Raw genomic sequence first — 24,843 nt, 5'->3', positions numbered from 1 at the left:
TGGGCTTTGACATATGTTCACCTTTTTCGTAATCTTTTACTCATTCCAGGGTACTATTCCCTTCTTGATATCTTTAATTATAGAGCGTACTCCCAAAAAATCTTCGGGTTCCAGTTTAATCAACCAGTCCAATAACTTTTGGGCGTTTTTAATGTCGTCCTGGCGCAGCTTAACCAGCGCCAGACCATGTATGGCGCGCAGGAAGGGGCGGTTTTCCACCCATCCCCAGGGCAGCTTGCCCCGAAAATCGGCTGACAGTACTGAACGTCCAATTTCATAGGCCTGACTGTAATGGCTTTCGGCCCGGATTATATTCCCGGCATCCCACTCTATCATTGCCAGATGATTATGGACGTCAATGAAGTATGGACATTCCTGTATAATACTGTTGAAGATGCGCTTTGCTTTGTTTGTATCGTCATTTTCCAGGTATTCGCAACCAAGATTAAGTTTGCTTGTTAAGTTAAGCACTTCACTGGGCCAAGCAAATTCCCATTCCAGGCGTCCTCTCTTTTCCAGTCTGATGGGATAGAAAGGCTCGGTATATTTTTTGCGTAAGCGGCTTTTCGGTTTTGACCGGACCGGTATTTTAAATGAGCTGTTGGAGTGCAACCAATATTTGTACTGTTCCCAGGCCGCTTGCAGGCATTCTTCATGCCACACCATTTGTCTTAAACGATAGGACCGTCTTAATAATTCATACATGACCCTGGTTTCCTGCTCGCCCTTGGCACCGTGGGTAATTAAAAAAACGTCGGCCAGCACGTGTTTGGCCACATTTCTTTCCATGCCGTCACATCCTTGTAAACCACCTGATTAATACATTATACTTTTAGCTCTGCAAGCTGATTTCCTGCTTATTAATATATTATCAAGGTCAGTTTATATGATAGGCGTTACGAAATTATGCCCGGTCAAATAATGAAAGCGTTAAGACGGGGGGACGTTGGAGAAGCACGGGGGTGGTTCTCTATATTCCATTCCCCGTGCCAACTAATGGTTCAAATGTTTTAATTAAATTCCAAAAGGGCTGTTGCACAGCGGACTAAATAGTTCATAGTGCAGCAGCCTTTTGTAAAGATAGCGGATTATTATCGCAATAATTGGCTGCACCTGGGAAAGGGAGGGTCGCTCACTACTCCAAGAAAGTAGTTTTGCGACACTCCCTTCCTATTTTTATTTCAGGTGGGGTAGAATCCCCGTCCGAGGCCCCGATGTTTAGCTTTAGCTGAACAAGTTCACTTAAGAAAGGTTATTCTTGATATGCGGGTATTATCCTGGCGTCCAGAGCCAGGCAGCTATCCGGTTTTACCAGCAGCGGGTTTATATCCACTTCGGCAATTTCCGGGTTCTCGCATAGCATTGTGCCCATGCGTACTATACATTCCACCAGCCTTTTAATATCTCCGGGCGTTTGGCCGCGGGCACCTGATAAAATTTTGTATGCCAGGGTTTCTTTAATCATTGCCAATGCCTCGTCCGGAGTTACCGGAGCTACCCGGAAGGTTACGTCCCGAACCAGCTCGGTATAAATCCCGCCCAGACCGAAAACCAGCACCGGGCCGAATTGGGGGTCCTGGCGGCCGCCCAGGATTACCTCGGTGCCTCCGGTAATTTGGGTTTGTACCAGCACCCCTTCAATACGGGCATCTGGCTTACAGGCCATGATGTTTTGTATAATTTTATCGTAAGCGCCGGCCAGCTCTTGGCCGGATTGGATATTAAGCATTACCCCTCCCGCATCGGATTTATGGGTAATATCGGGAGACGCTATTTTCAAAGCGATGGGATAACCGAAATCTTCCGCCAGCTGCAGCGCTTGTTCCCGGCTTTGCACCAGACCCCGTTTGACAGCGGGTATGCCATACGCTTCCACCACGTCGAGGGCTTGTTCATTCAGAGCAGCGAGGCGTCCGTTCATGCCTTCATTTATTATTGCAGCCGCACGGGCGCGGTCGATATCCCGCGGTGCCGGGCAGACGGTATATTGCTTTCCTTTTATCGTACTATGGTACTGGTATAGCTTGGCCAGGCAATACAGGGCGCTGTCGGGGGAACTGTAAGCCACCGCTGCTTGTGCGGCCCGGAATTTTTCCGCGTACCGCTGCTTGTGCGGTCCGAATATCCACAGTGCGGTTGGCTTATGCGGGTAACGGGCGGCTGTCTCGTTAACCAGATCGATGGTATTTAGAGGGTCCTCGTCCGGGTCAAGGTAGGCCGGGGTGATACACAGTACCGCGTCCACATTGCTATCGGCCAGCATGTTGTCCAGGGCCAGCGCGGTGATCTTCTCGTATCCTTTGGCCATGCCCGCCGGCCATATATCCGCCGGATTGCCTGTTTTCATCCAGTCCGGAAAAACATTGTCCAGCGCTGTCGTGGTTTGGTCGGACAGGCAGGCAGGCTTAAGCCCGTATTTGCTGCAGGCATCCACGGCTAAAATACCGGCGCCGCCGCTAATAGTTATAAAACCGATGCGCTTACCCTTCATTTCCTGATAGGTGATAAATGTCTGGTTTAATTCAACCAAGCGGGCCGAATTCTCTACCCGGATAATACCGCTTTGGGCAAAGGCGGCGGAAAATACGGCATCTTCGCCCGCCAGTGAGCCGCTGTGGGAGCTGGCCGCACGGGCCCCTTCCTCACTGCTGCCGGTTTTAAGCGCCAACACCGGCTTTTGAGAGGCAATCCGGCGCGCGGCGGCCAGGAACCGGTGTCCGTCGCGCAGTCCTTCCATGTGCAGGTTAATTACTTTAATGCGGTCATCATCTGCCAGGTATTCCATACATTCGGTAAAACCGATGTCGGAGGTGTTGCCTATATCGATGCCAATGCCCATGCCGCCGCTGAAATCCTGCGACGCGGCCAGGAAAATACCCGATTGACAGATTACTCCCACCGGGCTGGTGCGGGTATTAAAGGACACAAAGGATGTATCGAAGTTAATGAAAGTGTTAATGACACCTAAAGTGTTGGGGCCTACCACTCTGGTTTTAGTATCCCGGATAATGTCAACTATTTCATGGTGCATTTGCATGCCCGCTTCGTCGTCGGCGTCGGAAAAACCCTGAGTAATAATGACGACGGCTTCAATACCCTTTTGCACACACTGTTTGACTGTCTCGGGCACGGCGGTGCGCGGGGTGGCAATAACGGCCAGGTCCACAGGCGCGTCAATGTGTATTACCGACTGGTAGGCTTTAACGCCCAGTATGCTGCCGCCCCGGGGATTAACGGGGTAAATTGCGCCCTGGTAGCCGTTGGTCAGCATTCTTTCGAGTACGTTAAAGGTGCCCGGCCCGGTACGCGAGGAAACCCCAATCAGGGCCACTGACTTTGGGTTAATAAAGGAATTCAAAATAGTATGTGTCATTTTCGACCTCCGAAGTTTTAAAATTTAGAATATTAAGTGCGTAAGAAAATAGTTAGTTGCCGATGAACGTTAATGTGTGAACTAGCAATATTTTAGCACAGATAGGCAATTAGAAATCAATAAACAACAAAACAAATTTATACCGGTGTTGGAGGTCATGAATATACGCTAATCGGGTATGGATAAATTGGCAGGTGCTTCTTGAAAGCATTTTTTGCATAATACTTGCTAAAAATGCTTTCCGGTGATATATTAATATACATATTAAGATTGAATAAATTCCATGAAGGAGAAAAGTAGGCTGGAAACAGGCCCCCAGGGAGGGAGCGTCACCGACTGGAAGCGTTCCCGGGTTATGACCATCTGAAGTTCTCTCCGGAGAAGCCGGCTGAAACCGATGCGGTAAGTAGGTCAGGACGTATTCTTCCCACGTTACAGGGCAGGGGGTATCGGATTTATTCCCGTACCTTGCCAAGTGGACCCGACTTTTATTTAGCGGGTCAACTAGGGTGGTAACGCGGTGGCACAGCCTCTCGTCCCTTGGGATGAGAGGCTTTTTGATTTATTGCCGCGGTGGAGTATTTTCCCGTATCTTGATATAAGGGGGCCCGTTGTTTGTCGGGTCAACCGGGGTGGTACCGCGGAAGCAGCCCGTCGCTTTCGTCCCTGAGGGGACGTGCGACGGGCTTTTATATTTTCCTATTGGAGGGATAAATATGGTAGTGGTAATGAAACTTAATACCAATGCGGAACAAATTGCAACCCTGGATAATCGCTTAAAAGCCGGCGGCTTTCAAACTCACCTGATTAAAGGAGTCAAGCGCATAGTTATCGGGGCCGTGGGGGATAGGCAGCATGAAGATTTGTCCGGACTGGAATCTATGCCCGGGGTGGAAAAGGTGCTGCGCATTATGAAGCCCTATAAACTGGTTTGCCGGGAAGTGCAGGAGGAAGATACCGTGCTTAAGGTCGGCGGTATCAATATCGGAGGAAACAAGCTAACTGTAATCGCCGGGCCATGCGCTGTGGAAAGTAAGGAGCAATTGCTGGCGGCCGCTTATGCCGTGCGCCGGTCCGGGGCCGGCGTTCTGCGGGGCGGTGCCTACAAGCCCAGAACCTCTCCGTATAGTTTCCAGGGTCTGGAAGAAGAAGGTGTGCGTTTGCTAGCGGAAGTGGGTGCTCAAACCGGGCTGGCCACGGTTACTGAAGTGGTGGATGAAGAAAGTTTGATCACAGCTGCCCGGTATGTTGATATTTTACAAATCGGGGCCAGAAATATGCAGAATTTCCGTTTGCTTCGTCTGGCCGGTCAGGCGGGGAAACCCATCCTACTTAAAAGGGGTCTTTCGGCAACGGTGGAGGAATGGCTCATGGCGGCGGAGTATATTGTATCGGCCGGTAACGGTGAAGTGATACTGTGTGAGCGTGGTATCCGCACTTTTGAAAACAGCACTCGCAATACCTTGGATCTGAGCGCGGTGGCCCTGGCTAAAAGGCTTACGCATTTGCCGGTAATTGTCGATCCCAGTCACGCCACGGGCAAACGGGAATTGGTGGGTCCGATGTCCAGGGCGGCGGTGGCGGCCGGTGCCGACGGTTTAATTATAGAAGTGCACCCGGACCCTGCGGCGGCATTGTGCGATGGCCATCAGTCCCTGGAGCCCGATGAGTTTGACAGGCTAATGACGAAGCTCCGGCCCCTGGCGGCGGCTATGGGGCGCGAGATGCGGTAATGATCGTTACGTTTGAGTAATAAAGGCTATAGGGGGGACTTGTAATGCGCACATTGGGTTATCTGGGACCCCGAGGTACCTTTTCACACACTGCCGCTCTGCATTACGCCGATATGCACGGGTATACTCTCATATGCTGCGCAAGTCTGGATGCGGTTGTGCAAAAAGTCGCGTCCAAAGAGTTAACCTGCGGTATTGTGCCGGTGGAAAATTCCTTGGGCGGTACGGTGGGGGAAACGCTGGATTTGTTAACCGTTACGGAAGGAGCATGGGTTATTGCGGAATTATTGCTGCATATAGAACAACATCTGTTGGCGTGTCCGGGGGTAACTTTGGCGGATATAAAAAAAGTATATTCGCACCCCCAGGCACTGGCTCAGTGCCGCTGTTTTTTGAAACGGCGGCTGCCGGATACGCCTGTTATCGAAACGGCCAGCACCGCGGCAGCGGCGCTAAAAGTAGCCGGCGCTGAAGATGCGGCGCTGGCGGCGGTGGGCTCGCAAAGTGCGGCTGCCGCTTATGGGTTACAGATATTGCATGCTGATATTCAAGATAACGACGCCAATACAACCAGGTTTTTAGTACTGGGAAGTGAGGAAGCGGTTTTCAGCGGGCCGGCGAAAACATCGCTGGTGCTGGCCCTGCGGGATGGCCCGGGTGCCCTCTACCGAATTCTGAGGCCGCTGGCGCAGAGGGCTATAAATCTGACGCGTATAGAGTCCAGGCCTTCCGGCGGCAAACTTGGTGATTACATCTTTTTTATCGATTTTGAGGGGCGCACTGATTGTCCGGAAGTTAGCGATGCCATTCAGGAATTAAAAAATAATAGTTTATGGTTAAAACTATTAGGCTGTTATCCTAACGATGTAAAAGAAACCCGGCCCGGGCATCGGGAAGCGGTACAGTCGATTGATTTGCCCGGGCTGCGCAGTCAGATTGACGCGGTAGACGCTGAAGTATTGCATTTATTATCCATACGTCAGCAACTGGTCGAGCAAGTGGCGGCATTTAAAAGTAAAGATGCGGTAGTGGATATGCATAGGGAAGAGCAGATTTTGCAGCGTGTGAAAAAAATGGCCCGCCGGAAGGATATTGATCCGGAAATGGTGGAAGTAATATACAGGCAAATATTTAAGGGAGCGGTGCGCCGGCAGATGGAATTGCTCATGTCATGCCGGTAAAAAATATATTTTAAGACAATTGTTTTAAATAACGGCGTTCGCTGGCGGTTATCACCGCATGGGTGAAGTATGTGACCGTTCACAGGTGTTTTGTTGACACTTTAGCCGGTGTAATGCAATGATATTAAGCAGTAGAGATGTCTTAGCAAATTATTTTGCGCATATTTACATCGGTAAGGGTGATTACGTTGCCTGTAACCAAGGAACAATCTAATAATGGCGGGCTTTCGCCTCGGGAATTATCCGTACTTTTGGAAATTAGCAGGGTTATTACCTCCAGCTTGCCTTTAAAAAATATATTCGAGGTCATTCACGCTTATCTGGATAAAATCGTTAACGTAAAAATAGGTGTGCTGTATATCAGGGAAAAAGGTAGGCTGAACCTAAAAGTGGGGGTGGGTGTTGATGAAAAAATACTTGTCCCCCTGGGGAAAAGGGCCGGTACTAACTTTTTATTGAAAAAAATTAAAGCTACCGGCAGAACCTGGCGGTCTACGCAAATTATGGATTTGAATCACTTGATAAAACATCCCTTTTATATTCATGTGCTGTCTAAAATGGGTGTTCTATATACTGCCGGGGCTCCCATTCGTGAGGGAAATCAAATATTAGGCAGTGTCCACTGGGGCCGTGAGGAAACAGCCGGTGATTTTAGCGACAGGGATATACAGCTTCTGGAGATAGTCGCTAATTTGCTGGCCCCTACAATTAAAAACATTAAGATAAGACAGACCAGCTGGCAGGTTGAGGGGGTAATCGGGCTTGACAACGGTCGGAATGGTGATAATCGGCATGCAGCCGGTGAAAACCATCAAGACCAAAAATTGGAGGTTTTGAGCTCTGTATCCACCGTTATGGCCAAAGAATTACGACATCCGCTTTCCAATCTCAAGATGTCCTTTTATTCTCTGGCCAGGAATTTCACCTCCGGGGTTATGGCCCAGCAGGATTTGGAGCAGATGGACCGGTCGATTAAAAATATGGATAAAACCATTAGCTTTTTACTTAACCTTTCCCATGATCTTAATCTCAATCGGGAATGGCTGGATGTAAATGATTTACTGGATGAGGTTTTAGAAACGCTGGGTCCGATTATGGACCCGGATATAGTGGTTATAAAAGATTATGCTCCTTTAGTAAAGTTGTTTTTGGACCGGGAAAAAATGCACGCGGTTTTTGGCAATATTATGGAAAACGCTCTGGATGCCATGCCCGGCGGAGGGCGGCTGCGCATTATTACCACTGAGGACCAGGGAAGAAACTATATTATTGTTGAGGACAGCGGTTTGGGAGTAGCCAGGGAAATACAGCACAGTATATTTGAACCCTTTGTCAGCACTAAATCGAACGGTGTGGGGCTGGGGCTGACCGTTTGTAAAAAAGTTGTGGAATCACACGGGGGCAAAATAATGCTGCGCAGCAACTCGGGCAAGGGCACGGCAGTATGCATTGATATGCCCGTTAAACAGCAAAACACTTCTGAAAAGTTATAGCGCACAATATTGGATACTATAAAAAAGCCCGCCTTATTTGGCGGGCTTTTAATGTAACGATTTTTTATATTCATCAAGTAAATTATCAGATAGTTCTTCCAGAACCTTTTTGGCGTCCTCATCGATTATTTCTTGAATATCCAGCATTTGACCTTGCAGTGATTGGGAAATATTAATGGGTAATCCCGCCCTGAGTGCCAGAGCAATGGCGTCGCTTGGGCGAACATCAATTAGATATTTATCTTTACCGGATGAAATATATAGCTCGGCAAAATAGGTGTTATCTTTTAAATCGCATATTTCAACGCCGGTTATGCTGGCGCCCAGAGTATTGCAAATAGTAAGAGTTATATCATGAGTCATCGGGCGGTTTTTGGGGATCCCTTCCATGGCTAAGGCAATTGAATGGGCTTCCAAAAGCCCGACCCAGATAGGCAATACTCTTTGTTCCGTTGGGTCGGTAAGCAGTATTATAGGGCTGCCCGACATGTCATAAGCGATTCCTTTTACTTTAACGATCATGGGACCATACCTCCCGAAAGAATATAGTATTTGGTGGGGCTGCTGGTCCGATAGCTGCTACTTTTACTTGTATATATGCTTTTTTCTTTGTGGTTATTCTATCACTTAATACTTAATTGTCAAACGTATATAACTATCTTTAACCTTTTTTCTGAAAGAGCAAATTAAGCAGCCAGCTGATTATGCCGGTGACCACTGCGCCCCAGAAGGCACCGCCGAAACTTAGTATATCAAATCCGGGTACCAACCAGGCGGCGATAGTAAAAGTAATAGCGTTGACGATAAAGATAAACAATCCCAAGCTGAATAAAGTTAAGGGGAAGGTCAGCAGCATGAGTACCGGACGTAAGAATGTATTAACTACGCCTAGTGCCGCTCCGGCCATCAGCGCCGGTATGATTCCGGATAAACGGATGCCTTCCAGCAAGCGATCGGCCAGTACAATGGCCAGCGAGTTTAATAAAAAAGTCAGCAACCAATTCATAAAAAACGCCCCTAATTTTTTTCTAAATACAATATAACATTTTTCCACGTATAATTGGAACTAAAAAAAGCACTATAAATAATGGTTCTTTAAAAAATTATGGAGGTGTTGTTTTTGCAAAGTTGGAATGATGCGGAAAAAGGGGTTGAAGTTAGACCTACTTTCGGGAATCAAGTTAATATTTGCTACTCCGGCTTGCTTAGTAAATCGGGTGCCGACCAGATTTATCTGCATTGCGGTTACCGTGACCCAAATAACTGGCAGGAATCATTTACTACAAATATGGACCGTTCACCCGGAGGGTGGGAGAAAAATGTGCCCATGAAAAATCATACCCTTACTTTTTGCTTCAAAGACAGTGCCGATAATTGGGATAATAACAACGGCCATAATTGGATTGCCAGAGTCTAACTTCAAGCTTGAAGAAGCGGGCAGCTTTAATAATGATCATAAAGCTGCCCGCTTTCTCTGTTTGGGTATGTTTCATCTCCCATGTTTTAAAATCCCCTATTTTTTATAGAATAGTAGTATAATTCTTTTGAGTATGTTTTCCCGCCAATAAATAATGTAAAAAACGCTGTAGAATAAGGATGATGATTTGGTTGAAGGACGTTTACCTGAGGTGGTTCAAGGGCAAAGTGAAGAAGGCTATAACCAATTACAATATGATCGGCGATGGGGACCGGGTGGCCGTGGGTTTGTCCGGAGGCAAAGACAGCATGGCGCTGCTGCAGGTACTTTATATGATCCGTCGGGAAGTGCCTGTGAGCTTTGTATTGCATGCCATATTCATCAACCCCGGGTGGCCGGTGGATATTGATATAATGGCCGATTTTTGCCGGCAAAGAGAAATTCCCTTTACCAATAAGTTAACTGATATCGGCGAGGTGGTTTTCAGTGATCGGCGGGAGAAAAACCCATGTGCATTGTGTGCTAACCTGCGCCGGGGAGCGATCAATAACACCGCCCGGGACTTAGGATTAAATAAGCTGGCTTTGGGCCATCATCTTGACGACGCTATTGAGACTTTTATGATGAGTTTGATTTTTACCGGCCAGTTCAAGCTGTTTGCTCCGGTGACCTTTATGGACCGCAGCGGTATCACCTTGATTCGTCCCATGATTTATGTCACCGGAAAGACTGTGGAAACTTTTGTCGAGCGCTGCAATCTGCCGGTGGTCAAGAGCCTTTGCCCCGCAAACGGAAAAACTAAACGGGAGGAAGTGAAAGAGCTGGTGGACTTATTAAACGAACGATATCCCGAACTTAAAACCCGGTTTTTGACGGCTTTTCAAACGCTGGATCCGCATAATTTATGGCCGCCTATGACCGATTCTCGTTTGCGCTGTGCTGGTGCGGATGCCGGGCAAAAGGTAATTGAAACTGATCGCGGCAAGGGGGGTGAAGGAAATTGAATAAAAAGGCCAGGTATGCCGCCGGACAGGCACTTATTGGGATAGCGGTATTTTTGCTTATTTATACATATTTTTTTTACAGCACCTTTCAACCGGTACCGGGTTCGGCGGGTAGTTGGAGCATGGCATTGCTTTTGTCCATGACCGCTGTGCTGGCCGGCCTGCTAATAGAATTGGGCCGGTTTTGGGGTTGGGCCATTGAGGTGAAAATTGATGCCGATCTGCTTATACTGCAGGGAGGACCTGCCGCTGTGCTTGGTCTGGTGCCGGCGCCTTTATGGCTGCAGGCGGGCGGACATAACTATCCGTATACATTTTTTGCAGATCCGGTGGTCACCGGTATCGGCGGGGTGTGGCTGGGCGTGGTGTTATTTCGTTCTTTATTTAATAATAAAAAGATTAAGGAAGATGTGGGGGATTATTAACGCTGCGTAAATATATTTACAATTTGTTTACTGTCGTTTTGCGCTGAGGCGAAACGAAAAATGGGGGGAAAGGATGAAATGGCGCACGGCAAAAAGCTTTACTCGGTTTACGAATCTTACCGGATTTTTTATAAAGGACTATTTACGATACGGTATATGTTTAAGTCGAAGAAGAAAAAGGAGTTAAGTCCCCAATTTATTGAAAGGATCATGCTTGCGGTGACTGAAGTTAATAATTGTGCGGTATGTTCTTACGTGCACACAAAAATGGCTCTTGAGAAAGGGATGGGCGATGACGAGATCAGGAAAATATTAGCGGGGGTTATGGATGACGTACCCTCTGATGAAGTTGCGGCAGTGATGTTTGCACAGCATTATGCGGATACCGGAGGAAACCCTGCGATAGAGTCGTGGCAGTGTATTGTGGAAACGTATGGGATGTCTAAAGCGAAGGGCATTCTGGGCACGATTTGTACTATTATGTTGGGGAATACCTATGGTATTGTGTGGAGCTCTTTGTTTAACCGACTAAGAGGCAAGCCTGATCAAAGAAGCAATTTGCTGTATGAAGTTAGCATGATTATAACCGGCATTATATTCTTACCAATTGCTTTCACTCATGCTATTATTTCTGTTCTGCTAGGGATGCCGGTTATTACTTTTTTAAAAGACACTTAATTGACTAATATGTTTAAGTCAATACGGCGCCACGGAATCATAGACCGGTTTAATGGAATTCGACTGTAATATGTCTATTGCCAAAATAAAAAGGGAAATTTTTTTTTGCACGCAGGCAGGAAAATAATGTAAAGCATGCAATTTTTTATAGGTGGAGGTGATAATTATAAATGTTCAAAAGATATGGTGAAGTGATGCTTCGGCTGGAGGAACTCGGGGCTCGGGCCGGAAAACTAAGCAACAGCGACCGGCATGAGCTGCAAAGTTTGCTTGAGGAGCAGACCTGGCTTGGCACAACAATAGTTAAGAAGACTAAATCTGTTCTGGAGGAAATTGATGGCACCTTTGAAAAACTCTTTGATTGGATGATTGATATCTCTGATTTAATCGATCATGCCGCCGGTGAAGAAGGTACGCCTGAGGATTTATTAGAATTGGAAAAAATGATGGTTGATGCGGTTAGTCTAAGGGATCAAATGAAAAGGCTTAACCTGGATAAGCGTATTACACGTGCCGCGGCTAAGCGAACCGGGCATGCAAGACGAGACGCTCTGCTGGAAGCGGCTCCGACCGCGGTTCCGGTATGTGTGGATGATCTGCCGGCGCCTGTAACCGGTCTGCCGGGAGATAAGGAATCCCGGCAGACTTTTGGGGAAAGTAAATCCGTCGGTGAAAATGAGCCTTCGGTGACACTTTCGGCAAGTCCGCTTATTGAATCACCGGCGGTGTCCACGGCGGCGGTGGAGCCGATAGCGGCGCTGCCTGTTAAGTCGAGCGGGACGATGTCAAAGAAATCACGCAAAAAAAAGGTAAAAGGAGTCAAGCTTTTTGCCGATGAACAATACCGCCCACCTCGGGAGCTGCTTGTATCGATAGCCGAAAAAATAGCTCCTCAGGCACGGCAGCAATGCTCAGCCGGATTACCGGGAGATGCTGAGCAAGCTATCGCGCTTAACTTGCGGGAACCTAAAATATAGCCGTTACTGTATACGTTAAAAAATATTATTATAAAAAATGTGTAAAACACTTGCTCTGGCGGGAAAGATATCGTAACATTGTGAACATGGCAACACAGAAAATGGTGTGGGGTGAATATTTTGCAAAATTTTAGTGATGCCGTTTACGGGCAGAGTGCATCCGACATGGTTAGCACGTTTTTGGAGGCCATTAACAGTGGGGATACGCTTGCCTTTTGGCGTTTACTGGACAGTCAGGGCAGAGGCTATTTTATGGGCATGTGGTTTTACGCTATGGGAAATGCTGATTTAGCCGGTGTTTCTCTGCTGGCGGAGGACGAGAACTTTTTAAGGGATGCACTGGGTGGCATTGTCGGTGATCTGAAGAGGAATTTATCGGATTTGATAGATAACCCTCAAATTGGAGAACTGCAATACGTAGATGGCCGGTATGCCCGGGTAGCGGTTAGCAGCGGCGGTGAATCGGAAGAGCATCAAGTAACTGATTATATTCCCCTGGTGCTGGAACTGGCCGGCGCGGGCACTGCGACGGCGGGTAATCCCCCCGCTCAAGGTAATGTGGGTATGACCTGCTGGAAGATTGATACCCTGAAGTGTTTTCGCATTCAAAAAACTTAATAACAATCATCCTGGGAGTGTCGCAAAACTACTTTCTTAGATAATAAGCGATACTCCTTCTGTATTTCAGAGGAAAAAGCTGTTGCCCAACGAACTAAATAATTCGTTGGGCAACAGCCCTAAATAATTGTCCATTAGCACCAAACTCGGGCTGCTTTTACTGGATATACTTCCTGACCGTTTATTGTTTATCAGTCAGCGCCCCCACCGGGCAAACCTTGACACATGCGCCGCAGTTTGTGCAACTGCTCTCGCCCAAGGGGATGTTGCCAAAGGTGGTCACCACTCGCAAGTAGCCGCGCCGGGCAAACCCCAGTGTGCCGTTGCCGCTGCGCCGGCAAGCCCGGACGCACTGGCCGCAAAGCACGCATTTGTTGGGGTCGTAAATAATATTGGCGGCGCTGTCATCCACCGGGAGATTTTTATCCAGCACCGGCAGGTTTTTAGGTTTCAGGCGCAGCTTGCGGGCTTTGGCGATGCGCTGCAGTTCGCAGTTGCCGTTGGCCGGGCAGTTTTTACAGTCCAGCCGGTGGTTGGACATGATCAGCTCGAATCCCGCGGCCACCAAACTATCTACCTGCGGGCCGCGAGTTTTTACCACCAAGCCTTCGGTAACCGGCAGCGTACAGGCGGGCACCGGTGCGGGACGGCCTTCTACCTCTACGAAACACAGCCTGCACGAGGCGGTAGGATGTGCTTCTTCCCGGTCCGCGCACAGGTGGGGAATATATATATCGTTGTCCAGGGCCACCCAGAGCAGTATTTCACCCTGTGCGGCGCGAATCTCGCGACCGTCGATGGTTAAAGTTACTGTTTCTGCCATTTTTGTTTCCCCTCCCTGTACTCCTTATCCTTTTCCTCAACCAGGTGAGGCGGTGACAGTTTAACCACGGCCTTGTATTGGGGCGGACAGGCCACCACACAGCTGTCGCACTTGACGCATTTTTCCTGGTCGATAACCTTGATCCGGTCCTCATTGTCGTGAATGGCTTCCACCGGACAGCTGCCGACACAGGCGTCGCAGGAACGCTCGCATTTATCCGGCAAAATGTAGTAGGCAATCAGGTCTTTGCACATCTTGGCCGGGCAGCGGCCTTCATTGATGTGAGCCTCGTACTCTTCCCGGAAATATTTGATTGTGCTCAGCACCGGGTTGGGGGCTGTCTTACCCAGGCTGCACAGGGAACCGGCCTTGACTTTGGAGGCCAGCTCCGTAAGGGTGTCGATGTCTTCCGGCTTACCCTGTCCCTTGGTAATTCTCTCAAGAATATCCAGCATGTGCTTAGTGCCCAAACGGCAGAATGTGCACTTGCCGCATGATTCTTGCTGAGTAAAGTCCAGGAAAAACCGGGCGATCTCCACCATGCAATCGTCTTCATCCAGCACCACCATGCCGCCGGAGCCCATCATGGCCCCCGCCTGAGTCAGGGAGTCGAAGTCAATGGGAGTGTCCATGGCCGATTCGGGCAGGCAGCCGCCGGAGGGACCGCCGATTTGCACTGCCTTGAACTTTTTGCCTTCTGCAATGCCGCTTCCCACTTCGTTGATTAATTCGTTCAAAGTGGTGCTCATGGGTACTTCGGCCAGCCCGGTGTTTACTATCTTGCCGGCCAGGGCAAAAATAGCCGTGCCCGGGTTCTTCTCCGAGCCGATGCCGGTAAACCAGGCCGCGCCGTTTTTAATAATGTGCGGTACATAGGAAAGTGATTTAACATTATTGATTACCGTGGGCTTGCCCCACAATCCGGCCTGGGCCGGGAAAGGCGGGCGGTGCCTGGGTATACCGGGCTCACCTTCCATGGAGGCGATCAGTGCTGATTCCTCGCCGCATACGAAAGCCCCCGAGCCCTGGAATATTTCTATGTCCAAACTATAATCACTGCCTAAGATACTAGCGCCCAAAAGGCCTTTGCCCCGGGCTTGTTCGATCGCCAGGGCTACCCGTTCCACCGCCAGCGGATATTCGGCTCTGATATAGACGTAACCCTTGGCAGCGCCCACGGCCCGGGCCGCGATGGCCAGTCCCTCAATCATCAGGTGCGGGTTGGATTCCAATATGGTCCGGTCCATGAAAGCACCGGGATCACCTTCGTCCGCATTGCAAATCACGTATTTTGTCGTGCCCGCGGCGCTTAAACAGGTTTGCCATTTGACGCCCGTGGGAAACCCGGCTCCGCCGCGCCCACGCAGCCCGGATTCTTTAATAGCGGTGATGATTTCCCCGGGTGTCATTTCCAGCGCCTTGGTTAACGCTGTATAGCCTCCGGTGGCAATGTAGTGATCTATATTCTGAGGATCAATAAAACCGCATTGTTCCAGCACTATCTTGTTCTCATGGATGCCCCGGGGAAAATCGGCAAAGGTGGGAAACATGTCGTTGGGTTCCAGGGCCGCCAGGGCAAATTCAATTCCGGGGTCGCCCTCGGTTAGAAAATCGCGTACTATTCTGGCTCCGACCCCCTCGGTTACATAACCATAGCAAATGGGCGGAAAACCTTCATTATAAATGATCATAATGGGTTCGGCATAACAGTGCCCCATGCAGCCTACTTCCAGCACATGGGCATCCATTTTCAGGTCAGCCAACTCATTTCTAACCTCTTCCAGCAGGCTCAGTGCGCCCGCGGCCCTTCCACAGGTGGCGGCGCCAATTAATATTAATGGTTTTTCCCTTAAAAGTGCCCAGTCTTTCCGGGCCTGTTCCTGTAGTTTGGCAAATGCTGCTGCAGCGTCGGTATTTTGGTTACTCATCTTGGGCAGCACCTTCTTTCGCTTTCTGCTTATCCAGTTGGTGGGCAAATATCAGCCCGTCTACCCTGGTGGGAGTTATTTTGCCGTGCACCTCTTCATTGATCAGCACTACCGGGGCCATGGTGCAGCAGCCCACACAGGCCACTCGCTCCAGGCTGTATTCCCGGTCTTCGGTGGTTTCGCCCATCTTGATGTTGAGGCGGCGCTCCCAGGATTCCTGGATAATATGGGCGCCCCGCATATGGCAGGCCGTACCCATGCAAATTTTGACCTGTCTTTTGCCCGGCGGGGTGAGTCGAAACTGATTATAAAAGGTGATTATTCCGTAAACATCCACGTCCGGAATATTGAAATGAGCGGCCACTTCTTCCATGGCCACCGCCGGCACATAACCCAGTTTGTTTTGCACTTGCTGCAATACGGGTATTAAGCTGCCCCGACTGTCATCATATGCTGACAGCAATTGTTGGGTTGTGGCAATAGCTATTTTCTTTTCCTCTTCGGTTATTTTCATAATCATCGCCCCATTGTAAAAATTGTTAAAAATTCAGTAAGCCTGACTAATAAGTTAATATGTTAATTATAACATGGGTAGATTAAAAAATCCATATGTTACGATATGGTTTTTGACATATGTCAAAAAATATTTTGCTCCAGCCATTGGCGTATTTCCCGATTAATGTTGTAGATATTATCATATTTTAAATTAGCATTTTGCTCTTGCAGTGCGTTAAGCAGCATTTCCCCGGGGGGTTGCTGCCCGCTTGGCAGGGTTTGGGTCTTGCTTAAATGTTTTTTAACGATATACAGGGCTACCCGGGGGGTCTGATCAATGACATCTATAACAAAGGCATAACCCGGCTGCCTATTTTTATTTTCATTCTCCAAACGGAAATCCCAAAAGATTTCATCCTTTATTTCCTTAAATATATCCATATTAATGCCACCCTTCTAAAATATTGTAATTATATGCATTGTAGCACGAATGATGTAATTACACAAAAAAAACCGGGAATTTTGTAGCTATATGATTCATTTTCAATTTTTCAAGGTGGCTACATAAGGTGGCTACATCCGTTCCCGCGGGGCCGATTACGAAGAAAATCAGGAAAGCGGTGTAACATTGGGGGAAGAATACACGATTTGATCCCGCCGGGGTTGGTCATGGAAGTCCGGTTGCCGTCGGCGTCATAGGCGTAGCTTACCCTGGCGCCGTCGGGGTAGGTAATGCGGTTGAACCGGTTGTTGGCGTCGGTGCTGTAGTTTATCTCCGAGCCGTCCGGCTTGGTAAGGGAGGCCAGGTTGCCCGCCGGGTCGTATATCTCTTATGCTTGCGTTGTTCAGGGGGGCGGCCTCTTGTGCGATGCGGTTTAGCGTGTCGTAAGCGAAGGTAAAGGTCAGGGTATTTTGCAAAACACAATGCTGTTCATTTAGATTTAACGCAAACAAACGGCTGCAATAACCGTTTTGATTATTGCAGCCGTTTGTCTGCAAAATTAATTTACCCTCTGTCGAACGAGCACAGCCTTTTAACAATCACAGCGGCGGTTCCGTTAGCGGCCTGGAAATACGAAACCCGTTAGTTCAGTTTTTCTTTCAGCTTTAAGACTGTTTGTTTGTCCAATCCGGTAATCTTAACTACGAATTCCACTTCAGCGCCTTCTTTTAATGCCGCTCTGGCTATTTCTTCCCTGCTTTTTTTCCTGCCTTCCTCCCTGCCTTCTTCCCTGATCCACTGTTCTATCTGGGTCATTTTCAACACCTCCAGAAGATGTCTTTTATATTCTTCCGATAAATGTTTATCGGTCACCACTATTATGCCGGACATGGCAAAAATTCTTTGTTTTTCGTCTTTCAGCCGCCTGGCCAGTTCCAGGGATTGAACCGCTTGTTCTTCTATTGGGGACCTGCTTTTCATGAGGGGCAGAAAAACCAGCTTTATCAGGTCTTCGTCATCCAGCGACTCACCGACCTCAGTCTTTTGCTGCAGCCTTTTGTATTCCGCGTCACCGTCATAGTCTTTCATGTATACGTTGGTTACCCTGTATAGTATGGAACCACAGTCCAGCAGCTCAGGGGCCTCTTGTATGTTGCCCGAGTATATGACGGCAGTGTTGATGATCCACGCCTGCTTTTCCCGGTTTGTTATTCTGGCATCATATAGCAGGAACCGTTTCATATCTTCTTTGCTTACCGTGGTCTGGAATTCCAGGTGCAGCAACGTTTGGTCTTCCAACAGGAAGACCGTGTCGGTCCTGGTTTCCCTGGCTTCTATGGCGGGTAGTGCGGTGGGTGATAGTCCAACTATCCTGGCTGTCGGCAAGCCAAAGAAGGCCAGGGTTTTGTCTTTAAAGTTTTCAGCCATGCATTTCATTAAGATGTCGTTGCTGTTACGGGTTATCTCGGTGTCCATTTTATTTCACCTGCTCTTAATGCAATTATATCTTACCCGGTAAAGATTGAAAATAGGGCTTTTGCGTTGGTCATAGGCTCATCAGAACAGCGGTATGAGTATAAGTATTCTTGTGAGATCCATAACGACATAGAGGTAATTTTCTCTTCTCGGCATATCATTCTTTTTTTGTCCTGTCATCCACATAAAGCCCAAGTATCGGCAACCTCAGATGATAGCCTTTGTTCTCCAGAACGGGCAAGGGCGCGACAGCCTATCTACCTCAAGACCCACAGTTTCAAACAGGTTATTTGCTGTTGTTCGGCCAGTTGACCCCTTTCCTAAAATTTTGACTTCAGCACCTTTACCCGCACCCTTAGTAATCGTATCAACTACCTTGCCTCCTAATTTTGCGCTCCGGCGGCCTATATATCCGGCAGCGCCTGTTACCGGGGCGTACATGCCTGCTTGAAAATAGGCGGTGTCATATTCGTCCGGTTTTAAGAATTCCCACGTCTGCTCTGCAGCGTAAACGCATTTGTTTTAATGCTGTCCCACGCTTCACATACTGTCATATGCCCCGAGGGGTCAATATACACCACCGGGTTATTGCCGCAATACACATACCGGTTCTGCGACGGCGGGTCGGTCAGTTCGCCCGGGTAGGTGTCCGGGGTAAGGAACCTGCCCGGGCCCGGGTCGTAGTACCTGGCTCGCAGGTAAATCAGCCCGTTTGAGTCGTATGGCTCGCCGGTAAAGCGGAACATATTGTCCACGGTTTCGTTAGCGGTAAGCGGGCTGCCGAAAGGGTCATAAGTGTAGCGGTTGATGGGATTGCCGTAGACATCGCTGATCACCGACACGCTGCCCAGGCCGTCGGCGTGATAGAATAGCGTTCCCGTGGGGCCAACGCGTCCGTAAAGGCCGTTCGCGTACAGGTAGTTGTTGGTGCTGCCCTTACTGTCTATTTCTGCCAGCGGCAGCGGAAGTCCTGCATTGAGGTCGTAAATGTAGCTGTAATTTCCATAGACCGCTCCGGAGACCGTCCGGGTTTGGGTCAGCCGGTTGCCGTCGCCGTCGTAGGTGTACTGGTAAGTGTCGGCGCCGTCGGCATACTGTATCAGCCGGTTCTCAAAGTCGTAATCGCAGCGAACCGCTTCACCGGCCGTTAGAAGGTTGCCGTTGGGATCGTAGCTGTACGGGGTGGTCCCAACCCGGATTAAGCGGTTGGCGTTATCGTAGGCGTAGCTTGTGCTGTCGGCGCTAAGGCGATTGCCCACGGGGTCGTAGGAATAGGTTGCCACTTGATCATCCGGGTATTCCACTTTGGTTAGTTGATTAAGGCTATCGTAGGTATAGTTCGTAGTTTGATTTTGTTCATCGGTGACGCTCAGCCGGTTGCCCACATTGTCCAGGGTATAGTGGGAAGCTGCTATGACATTGTTTCCTGAGCCGTGCTCCGCCCCGGTCAGGCGTCCGCCGAGGTCGTAGCTGTAATTGGCAATGATACCGTTGGGCAGAGTTTCCCGGAGCCTGTTGCCCGCCTCATCGTAGCTTATGTCTGTTGAATAAACCGCGTCGGATACCGATACCGGCAGGTTCAGGCCGTTGTAAGTGTAGCTTACCCGCAGTCCGTCGGGGTAGGTGAGTCCGGTGATGTTGCCGGCGGGATCATAATCATAACCGATGCTATTGCTGTCTCTCGATACCGCTGTGATCTGGCCGAGCCGGTCGTAATCGTATCTGGCAACCCCGCCGGGGTCGGTCATGGAAGTCCGGTTGCCGTCGGCGTCGTAAGCGTAGCTTACCCTGGCGCCGTCGGGATAGGTAATGCGGTTAAGCCGGTTGTTGGCGTCGCAGCTGTAGTTTATCTCCGAGCCGTCCGGCTTGGTGAGGGAGATCAGGTTGCCCGCCGGGTCGTATTCTCTTATACTTGCGTTGTTCAGGGGGTCGGCCTCTTGTACGATGCGGTTTAGCGCGTCGTAGGCGAAGGTAAAGGTTTGGTTTTTGGCGTCGGTGACCGCGGTGCGGTTGCCGTTTGCGTCGTAGGCGTAGCCTGTGGTATGGCCTAAGGCGTCGGTAACGGAGGCCGGTCTGTTCAGGGCGTCGTAGCCGAAGGTGGTGGTATGGTTCTCAGCGTCGGTGCTGGCGATAATATTGCCGGCGCCGTCGTATTCCGTCTCGCTGGTATGGCCCAGGGGATCGGTAGTCGCCGTCAGCCGGTTGGCGGCATCATAGGTGTAGGTCCAGGCGGCGCCCCGGGGATCGGTAACGCTAAGCCGGTTGCCCGCCGGGTCGTAAGTATAGCTGGTGGTGTGCCCCAGGGCATCGGTTTCCGACAGCAGGCGGGAGGACCGGTCATAAGTGTACTCCGTGGTATGGCCACGCTGGTCGGTGATACTTGTTTGGTTGCCCAGGGGATCGTAATCGGTAACCACCGTGTGGCCCAAAGCGTCGGTTACTTCGATCGGGCGGTTTAAGGCGTCGTATGCATAGCCGGTGGTATGGCCGTTCCGGTCGGTGCGGGCGATAATATTGCCGTTGCCGTCCAGGGTGTAGGTTTCCGTCTCTCCCGCGGCGTCGGTGGTGGCAATCAACCGGTTGAGAAAGTCATAGGCATTGGTAACGGTATGGCCTAAGGCGTCGGTAACCGAAACCAGGTTGTTATCGGCGTCGTAGCCGCAGGTGTTGGTGTGGCCCAGGGGATCGGTTGTAGTGAGCAAGTTGTTCTTTTGGTCATAGGTAAAAGCGGTAGTATGGCCCCGCGGGTCGGTGGCGCCGGTTAAATTGTTGTTGGGATCGTAAGTATTGGCGGTAACCTTGCCCGCCGGATCGGTCACAGTAAGCACATTGCCGGTGTTGTCATAAGTATATGACCTGCTATGGCCCAACGGATCGGTCTCGGATGTTTTGCGCCCCACGATATCATAGCTGTAAGTAGTGGTATGGCCCAGGGGATCGGTTATCGAAGCCTGGTTGCCGTAGCGGTCGTAACCAATGTCGGTGCTGTTGCCGTTGGGGTTGGTGATGCCGCTGATCTGCCCGTAGTCGTTGTAGGCAAAGGCAGTGACAGCGGCGCCGCCGTCGATCTCCTTGCTGATGCTGAGCAGGTTGCCCCGGGGATCGTAGGTATAGTTTGTTTGGGAACCCGCCGGGTCGGTGACCCGGGTAAGGTTATTTAAGCTGTCGTAACTGTAAGCGGTTATATAATTAAACGGAGCCGGGTCTTTTTTGGTCAGCATATTGCCCCTGGCATCGTAGGTGTAGGTGGTGGTATGGCCGTTTTTATCGGTTTCACCGGTTCTGTTGTCGTTGGTATCATAGGTGTACGACTCCGTCAGGTTATGGGGATAATCTATTTTAGTCAGCCGGTACTGGTCATCGTAATGGAAGTATGCTGTCTTGCCTTTGGAATCGGTCATGGCGTTTTTTTCGGCCGTCGGGTTATAGGAAAACAGCGTTACATAGCCCTTGGCGTCTTTTTGTCTGGTAACGCGGGCGTCGGCGTCGTATGTGTTTATTACTTCACTGTTGCCCTTTGGATCGATAATCGAGGTCAGGCCATGTTGACCGTAGGCGAAAGTGGTGCTGCCTCCGTTGAAATCCCGCACGGAAGATAGCTTGTTACTGTTATAGCCAAAAACAAGTGTGCGCCCGGCGGGGTCGGTAATACCGGTTAGCCGGTTGCCGGCATTATAGGTAAAGTTAAGGGAACGCCCGGTTGGTTCGGTCACGGCTGTCAGTAATGAGCCGGTATATTGCAGGGTGACGGTGTTGCCGTTGTTATCGGTGATTTGGGTCAGTTTGCCCTGCGCATTGTAAGTGTACTTGGTCTGGTTTTTGAAGGTGAGGACGTACGTTCCGCCGACGCCCCGGCCGAGGGTTTCAAAGCAGCCGGACGGAGGGTTGTAGGTGCTGTTTTGATAGGCAAACAGGTAGATGTGCCCGTCGGGGTATTTTACCGCTGCGGAATTGTCCGGGTTGATGGTCAGGTGGCTGTTGTAGTTATGCTGCCAGCCTTGGCCCAAAGGGCCGGCGTATTCGTCAAGGGAGTTGTAATAGCGGGTGAATTCAAGGGGTATCCTGGCCGGTATGTTCAGGTCGGTGTGCTCATAGGTGAAGTTGCCCGTAACTACGTTGACGGGGTCGTTGCCATGTGCGCTGTTCGGTTGGCAGCCATAGGTAGCCGCTTCTTTATATTCATCTTCGTCGGGCGGCTCCGGCTCCGGATTTTCCCAGTACCAGTTGGCTTTGACATAGTACTTGATAATCGTCCACTTAAAGTCTTCCTGCTCATACCAGGGGTTGCCTGCAAATCTGTCGGTACTGGTCCCCTCAATGGTCGCGCTAACGCTCGGGCTGGTGGTGAACATCACGTTTTCGACCTTTAACGGGTCCGAGGAAGAAACGCTGACGGTGCCGTTGGGAAGGTCGGCCGCCAGGATATATGCCGTGTTGCCGATAGTGATGTCATAGGCTTTGTTCAGCAGGTCCACGCTAGCGGCGGTGCGGGTCTTCGTAGCGCCGCCAGTGAAGGTCAGGGTATCTGATCTGACCTTGGTGCCCGCGCTCTTCAGATTGATTACGATATCCGCGCTTTGCAGGTCATACTCTGTGTCTAAATCGGCCCGGATAAACTTGGTGGGGCCGTTGTTGTCCTGCTGGAATACGGCGGTTTTTCCGCCGATGGTCATGGAGGTGACTTCAGAGATCGTAACCGGCGTGCTGGAGCACGGCTTATACACATCGGCGAACGCCGGAACGGCGCCCAGGGACAGCGCAAAAACAAGCGCCAGGAAGATAAACAGGCTTTGGGGGGTTGCTCTTTTCATCTTAAGGCCTCCTAAGTTTCAACTTTGCTATGGTCAAAAGGATGGGAACCCGACTCCCCGCCCTTTTAATCATCCGGGATGAACTAGAACTAAAAATGCGGCATATAATCGACAGTGTAGAACCAGTCAATGATCGTGCCGTCGACGGTCAATCGATAATCGGCCGCGCCCACCCCGGGAACCTTGCAATCCGGTCTGTATACATTGTCCATATACATCCAGCCGGAAAGATAGCCGCCGTCAAATTCCTCCAGTCCGTTCAGCTCGGCAAGGTAAGCTCCGCCGTAGGAGATGGTGGTATCATAACTGAAGTATCCTTCGTCCTCCGCCCACTCCGCAAAGCCTGCTATGATTTCCATCACCGTAGTGCCGGAATCGACATAAAACCCATTCGGGTCAAAGTATTCATCCGCCGCCGCGTTGATCTCCTCGCATTGGGTAACGATTTCGCCGGTGTAATATGTTTCGTCATTTTCTATTTCGTCAAGGATAATGTCGTAGTACACTTTAATTTGTCCCGTCACTCCGGCGCTGACGTAATAATCCCGGCTGTCGCCGCCGTTGGTGACCGTCATGACGTTCAGGTTCTGATCCAGGTCAAAATTGCCGTTGCTGTAACAACCGGACGCCGAAGCGCCACCGGCCAGGGTCATGGTGCCGGGAACGGCCGAGAGGTTGGTGCCGGGAGGCAGCAGGATGCGGGTTCTGCCTGCCATCCAATCCAGTCCTTCCTGCGCGTACCGGGGGTTGCCCGCAAACCGGTTCACGCTCATACCCTCGACGGTCGCGTCAACGCTCGGGCTGGTGGTGAACGTCACGTTTTCAACCTTTAACGGGCCCGAGGGAGAAACGCTGTCGACCGTGTCATCGGAAAGGTCGGCCGCCAGGATATATGCCGTGCTGCCGATGGTGAGGTCATAGGCTTCGTTCAGCAAGTTCACGCCGGCGGCGGTGCGGGTCGCTGTGCCGTCGCCGGTGAAGGTTAGTGCGTTTGAGCTGACCTCGGTGCCCGCGCTCTCCAGATTGATCACAATGTCCGCGCTTTGCAGGTCATACTCCGAGTCTAAATCGGCCCGGATAAACTTGGTGGGGCCGTTGTCGTCCTGCTGGAATACGGCGGTTTTCCCGCCGATGGTCATGGACGTGACTTCGGAAATCTCAATGTCATCGCTTTCAGTCGGCATTTCCACGTCGGCGAACGCCGGAACGGCGCCCGGAGAAAGCGCAAAAACAAAAACAAGCGCCAGGAAGATAAATAGACTTCTTTTTATAATGGTCTTGCTCACTACAAAACCCCCTTTTATTTTAGTCAACTAATGGCATTGGCTTGCCGCGAAAACCGATCCCGCTTGATTCTCCGGTTTCCGGAAACCACCTCCTTTACGGGCCCTTGCGGGCTATCTCCGTTTATCTTTGACCGGCAACAAAAAACTCCCCGGCATTAAGCCAAGGAGAAAATATTTAATTCCTTACTTACTCAATGTCCCCGTGAGTACAGCGGCAGTCCTACCAAGCAGGTCTCCTGGCTTGGGCTCAACGCCGGCCTGAGCCTTCCCGGGTAATCCCCAGTGGCATCTTTTCAGGCAGGCTCCCCCTTACAGTGGCGGGTCCGCGCCGGATTTGCACCGGCTTCCCTTTTTAGTTTTGCGTATGCAAAACCGCTTAGTAAACAGATATTATATTGTCATATTTTCCATATTTACCGTATCATGCTCATTTTTTGTTTGCAACAATATTCGTTCGCTATATTTATTTCTTTTTTGCTAATATTTTTATTTTCCTTTTAAGTGCCGGGATTATTTACATGCCTTGACGGTAATGTTGATTCGATCTATTTGCAGCGGGAAGATTTACTAAAAGCACCACCTGATGCTCCAAATGCCTAACGAGACTTTGGTTTATTATGAGCGTGCTTTTATGTTGGTCATAACACAAAAATCCTCCTTGCTGATAAAGGTTATTGTTTTTG

The 24,843-nt window shown here is 50.0% G+C and carries 20 protein-coding genes and 1 riboswitch; of the genes, 9 read left to right on the top strand and 11 right to left on the bottom strand.

Translation table 11 applies throughout. The features are described 5' to 3' along the window. Positions 1–36: 36 nt before the first annotated feature. Both ABDB91_RS14495 and ABDB91_RS14490 read right to left on the bottom strand, forming a co-directional pair. On the bottom strand, positions 37–789 hold the full coding sequence (locus tag ABDB91_RS14495) for a tetratricopeptide repeat protein (protein WP_347488419.1): 753 nt from the start codon (positions 787–789) through the stop codon (positions 37–39). Positions 790–1,252: 463 nt separating this feature from the next. Next, positions 1,253–3,373: an acetate--CoA ligase family protein gene (locus ABDB91_RS14490; protein ID WP_347488418.1), complete on the bottom strand. Its 2,121-nt coding sequence runs from the start codon at positions 3,371–3,373 to the stop codon at positions 1,253–1,255. A gap of 716 nt (positions 3,374–4,089) precedes the next feature. Between ABDB91_RS14490 and aroF the strand changes: the two genes are divergently transcribed. The 3 genes from aroF to ABDB91_RS14475 all read left to right on the top strand — a co-directional run bounded on the left by aroF (position 4,090) and on the right by ABDB91_RS14475 (position 7,780). Continuing rightward, positions 4,090–5,106, top strand: coding sequence for a 3-deoxy-7-phosphoheptulonate synthase (gene aroF / locus ABDB91_RS14485; RefSeq protein WP_347488417.1), 1,017 nt, complete (start codon positions 4,090–4,092; stop codon positions 5,104–5,106). A 44-nt stretch (positions 5,107–5,150) separates the two neighbouring features. After that, positions 5,151–6,287 carry a prephenate dehydratase gene (pheA, locus tag ABDB91_RS14480; protein ID WP_347488416.1) on the top strand — a complete coding sequence of 379 codons (1,137 nt, stop codon included), beginning with the start codon at positions 5,151–5,153 and terminating at the stop codon, positions 6,285–6,287. A gap of 188 nt (positions 6,288–6,475) precedes the next feature. Next, positions 6,476–7,780: a GAF domain-containing sensor histidine kinase gene (locus ABDB91_RS14475; RefSeq protein WP_347488415.1), complete on the top strand. Its 1,305-nt coding sequence runs from the start codon at positions 6,476–6,478 to the stop codon at positions 7,778–7,780. Positions 7,781–7,828: 48 nt separating this feature from the next. On the opposite strand, the gene ABDB91_RS14470 is transcribed toward ABDB91_RS14475, so the two are convergent. Both ABDB91_RS14470 and ABDB91_RS14465 read right to left on the bottom strand, forming a co-directional pair. Then, positions 7,829–8,302: a bifunctional nuclease family protein gene (locus ABDB91_RS14470; protein ID WP_347488414.1), complete on the bottom strand. Its 474-nt coding sequence runs from the start codon at positions 8,300–8,302 to the stop codon at positions 7,829–7,831. Between the two features lie 139 nt (positions 8,303–8,441). Then, entirely contained in the window at positions 8,442–8,786 is a 345-nt protein-coding gene (locus ABDB91_RS14465; RefSeq protein ID WP_347488413.1) for a phage holin family protein, read from the bottom strand. Between the two features lie 114 nt (positions 8,787–8,900). Here ABDB91_RS14465 and ABDB91_RS14460 point away from each other — a divergent pair, with 114 nt between their 5' ends. From ABDB91_RS14460 to ABDB91_RS14435, 6 genes are all read left to right on the top strand, one after another. Continuing rightward, a complete protein-coding gene (locus ABDB91_RS14460; RefSeq protein WP_347488412.1) occupies positions 8,901–9,197 on the top strand; it encodes a carbohydrate-binding protein in 297 nt (98 codons plus the stop codon). Positions 9,198–9,388: 191 nt separating this feature from the next. Beyond that, the gene (locus tag ABDB91_RS14455; protein ID WP_347488411.1) at positions 9,389–10,201 is read left to right on the top strand and encodes an ATP-binding protein; all 813 of its coding nucleotides are present in this window, start codon (positions 9,389–9,391) and stop codon (positions 10,199–10,201) included. After that, complete coding sequence (locus ABDB91_RS14450; RefSeq protein ID WP_347488410.1) at positions 10,198–10,626, top strand: hypothetical protein; 429 nt, start codon at positions 10,198–10,200, stop codon at positions 10,624–10,626. Before ABDB91_RS14455 ends, ABDB91_RS14450 begins: the two co-directional genes overlap by 4 nt. Before the next feature lie 78 nt (positions 10,627–10,704). Beyond that, entirely contained in the window at positions 10,705–11,304 is a 600-nt protein-coding gene (locus ABDB91_RS14445) for a carboxymuconolactone decarboxylase family protein (protein ID WP_347488409.1), read from the top strand. 170 nt (positions 11,305–11,474) lie between these two features. After that, a complete protein-coding gene (locus tag ABDB91_RS14440) occupies positions 11,475–12,281 on the top strand; it encodes a hypothetical protein (RefSeq protein WP_347488408.1) in 807 nt (268 codons plus the stop codon). Between the two features lie 120 nt (positions 12,282–12,401). Next, positions 12,402–12,899, top strand: a complete 498-nt coding sequence (locus tag ABDB91_RS14435) for a hypothetical protein (RefSeq protein WP_347488407.1) — start codon at positions 12,402–12,404, stop codon at positions 12,897–12,899. A 181-nt stretch (positions 12,900–13,080) separates the two neighbouring features. Here the strand turns inward: ABDB91_RS14435 and ABDB91_RS14430 are convergent, their stop codons facing one another. The 7 genes from ABDB91_RS14430 to ABDB91_RS14400 all read right to left on the bottom strand — a co-directional run bounded on the left by ABDB91_RS14430 (position 13,081) and on the right by ABDB91_RS14400 (position 24,160). Further along, positions 13,081–13,722 (bottom strand): 2Fe-2S iron-sulfur cluster-binding protein, encoded by a 642-nt coding sequence (locus ABDB91_RS14430; protein WP_347488406.1) that lies wholly within the window; start codon positions 13,720–13,722, stop codon positions 13,081–13,083. After that, complete coding sequence (locus ABDB91_RS14425; protein ID WP_347488405.1) at positions 13,707–15,650, bottom strand: NADH-quinone oxidoreductase subunit NuoF; 1,944 nt, start codon at positions 15,648–15,650, stop codon at positions 13,707–13,709. Before ABDB91_RS14425 ends, ABDB91_RS14430 begins: the two co-directional genes overlap by 16 nt. Beyond that, entirely contained in the window at positions 15,643–16,164 is a 522-nt protein-coding gene (gene nuoE / locus ABDB91_RS14420) for an NADH-quinone oxidoreductase subunit NuoE (RefSeq protein WP_347488404.1), read from the bottom strand. The genes ABDB91_RS14425 and nuoE overlap by 8 nt, the downstream gene beginning before the upstream one ends. 122 nt (positions 16,165–16,286) lie before the next feature. Beyond that, on the bottom strand, positions 16,287–16,586 hold the full coding sequence (locus ABDB91_RS14415; protein ID WP_347488403.1) for a DVU0772 family protein: 300 nt from the start codon (positions 16,584–16,586) through the stop codon (positions 16,287–16,289). A 643-nt stretch (positions 16,587–17,229) separates the two neighbouring features. Then, positions 17,230–18,063 carry a hypothetical protein gene (locus ABDB91_RS14410; protein WP_347488402.1) on the bottom strand — a complete coding sequence of 278 codons (834 nt, stop codon included), beginning with the start codon at positions 18,061–18,063 and terminating at the stop codon, positions 17,230–17,232. Positions 18,064–18,542: 479 nt separating this feature from the next. Further along, the gene (locus tag ABDB91_RS14405) at positions 18,543–22,874 is read right to left on the bottom strand and encodes a DUF6531 domain-containing protein (protein ID WP_347488401.1); all 4,332 of its coding nucleotides are present in this window, start codon (positions 22,872–22,874) and stop codon (positions 18,543–18,545) included. Between the two features lie 89 nt (positions 22,875–22,963). Next, entirely contained in the window at positions 22,964–24,160 is a 1,197-nt protein-coding gene (locus tag ABDB91_RS14400; protein WP_347488400.1) for a DUF4430 domain-containing protein, read from the bottom strand. A 208-nt stretch (positions 24,161–24,368) separates the two neighbouring features. Beyond that, positions 24,369–24,555, bottom strand: a riboswitch (cobalamin riboswitch). Positions 24,556–24,843: the final 288 nt, after the last annotated feature.

The organism is Desulfoscipio sp. XC116 (genome assembly GCF_039851975.1).
Taxonomy (GTDB): domain Bacteria; phylum Bacillota; class Desulfotomaculia; order Desulfotomaculales; family Desulfallaceae; genus Sporotomaculum.
The sequence above is the reverse complement of the archived record's forward strand: the minus strand, read 5'-3'. Positions and strand labels throughout refer to the sequence as shown.

Bases quoted from the DNA above. Each gene is read 5' to 3' on its own strand.
- aroF (WP_347488417.1), top strand. From the start codon at position 4,090: ATGGTAGTGGTAATGAAACTTAATACCAATGCGGAACAAATTGCAACC.
- ABDB91_RS14415 (WP_347488403.1), bottom strand. From the start codon at position 16,586: ATGGATATATTTAAGGAAATAAAGGATGAAATCTTTTGGGATTTCCGT.
- ABDB91_RS14440 (WP_347488408.1), top strand. From the start codon at position 11,475: ATGTTCAAAAGATATGGTGAAGTGATGCTTCGGCTGGAGGAACTCGGG.
- nuoE (WP_347488404.1), bottom strand. From the start codon at position 16,164: ATGAAAATAACCGAAGAGGAAAAGAAAATAGCTATTGCCACAACCCAA.
- pheA (WP_347488416.1), top strand. From the start codon at position 5,151: ATGCGCACATTGGGTTATCTGGGACCCCGAGGTACCTTTTCACACACT.
- ABDB91_RS14405 (WP_347488401.1), bottom strand. From the start codon at position 22,874: ATGAAAAGAGCAACCCCCCAAAGCCTGTTTATCTTCCTGGCGCTTGTT.
- ABDB91_RS14465 (WP_347488413.1), bottom strand. From the start codon at position 8,786: ATGAATTGGTTGCTGACTTTTTTATTAAACTCGCTGGCCATTGTACTG.
- ABDB91_RS14430 (WP_347488406.1), bottom strand. From the start codon at position 13,722: ATGGCAGAAACAGTAACTTTAACCATCGACGGTCGCGAGATTCGCGCC.
- ABDB91_RS14425 (WP_347488405.1), bottom strand. From the start codon at position 15,650: ATGAGTAACCAAAATACCGACGCTGCAGCAGCATTTGCCAAACTACAG.
- ABDB91_RS14445 (WP_347488409.1), top strand. From the start codon at position 10,705: ATGGCGCACGGCAAAAAGCTTTACTCGGTTTACGAATCTTACCGGATT.
- ABDB91_RS14495 (WP_347488419.1), bottom strand. From the start codon at position 789: ATGGAAAGAAATGTGGCCAAACACGTGCTGGCCGACGTTTTTTTAATT.
- ABDB91_RS14470 (WP_347488414.1), bottom strand. From the start codon at position 8,302: ATGATCGTTAAAGTAAAAGGAATCGCTTATGACATGTCGGGCAGCCCT.
- ABDB91_RS14490 (WP_347488418.1), bottom strand. From the start codon at position 3,373: ATGACACATACTATTTTGAATTCCTTTATTAACCCAAAGTCAGTGGCC.
- ABDB91_RS14410 (WP_347488402.1), bottom strand. From the start codon at position 18,063: ATGGACACCGAGATAACCCGTAACAGCAACGACATCTTAATGAAATGC.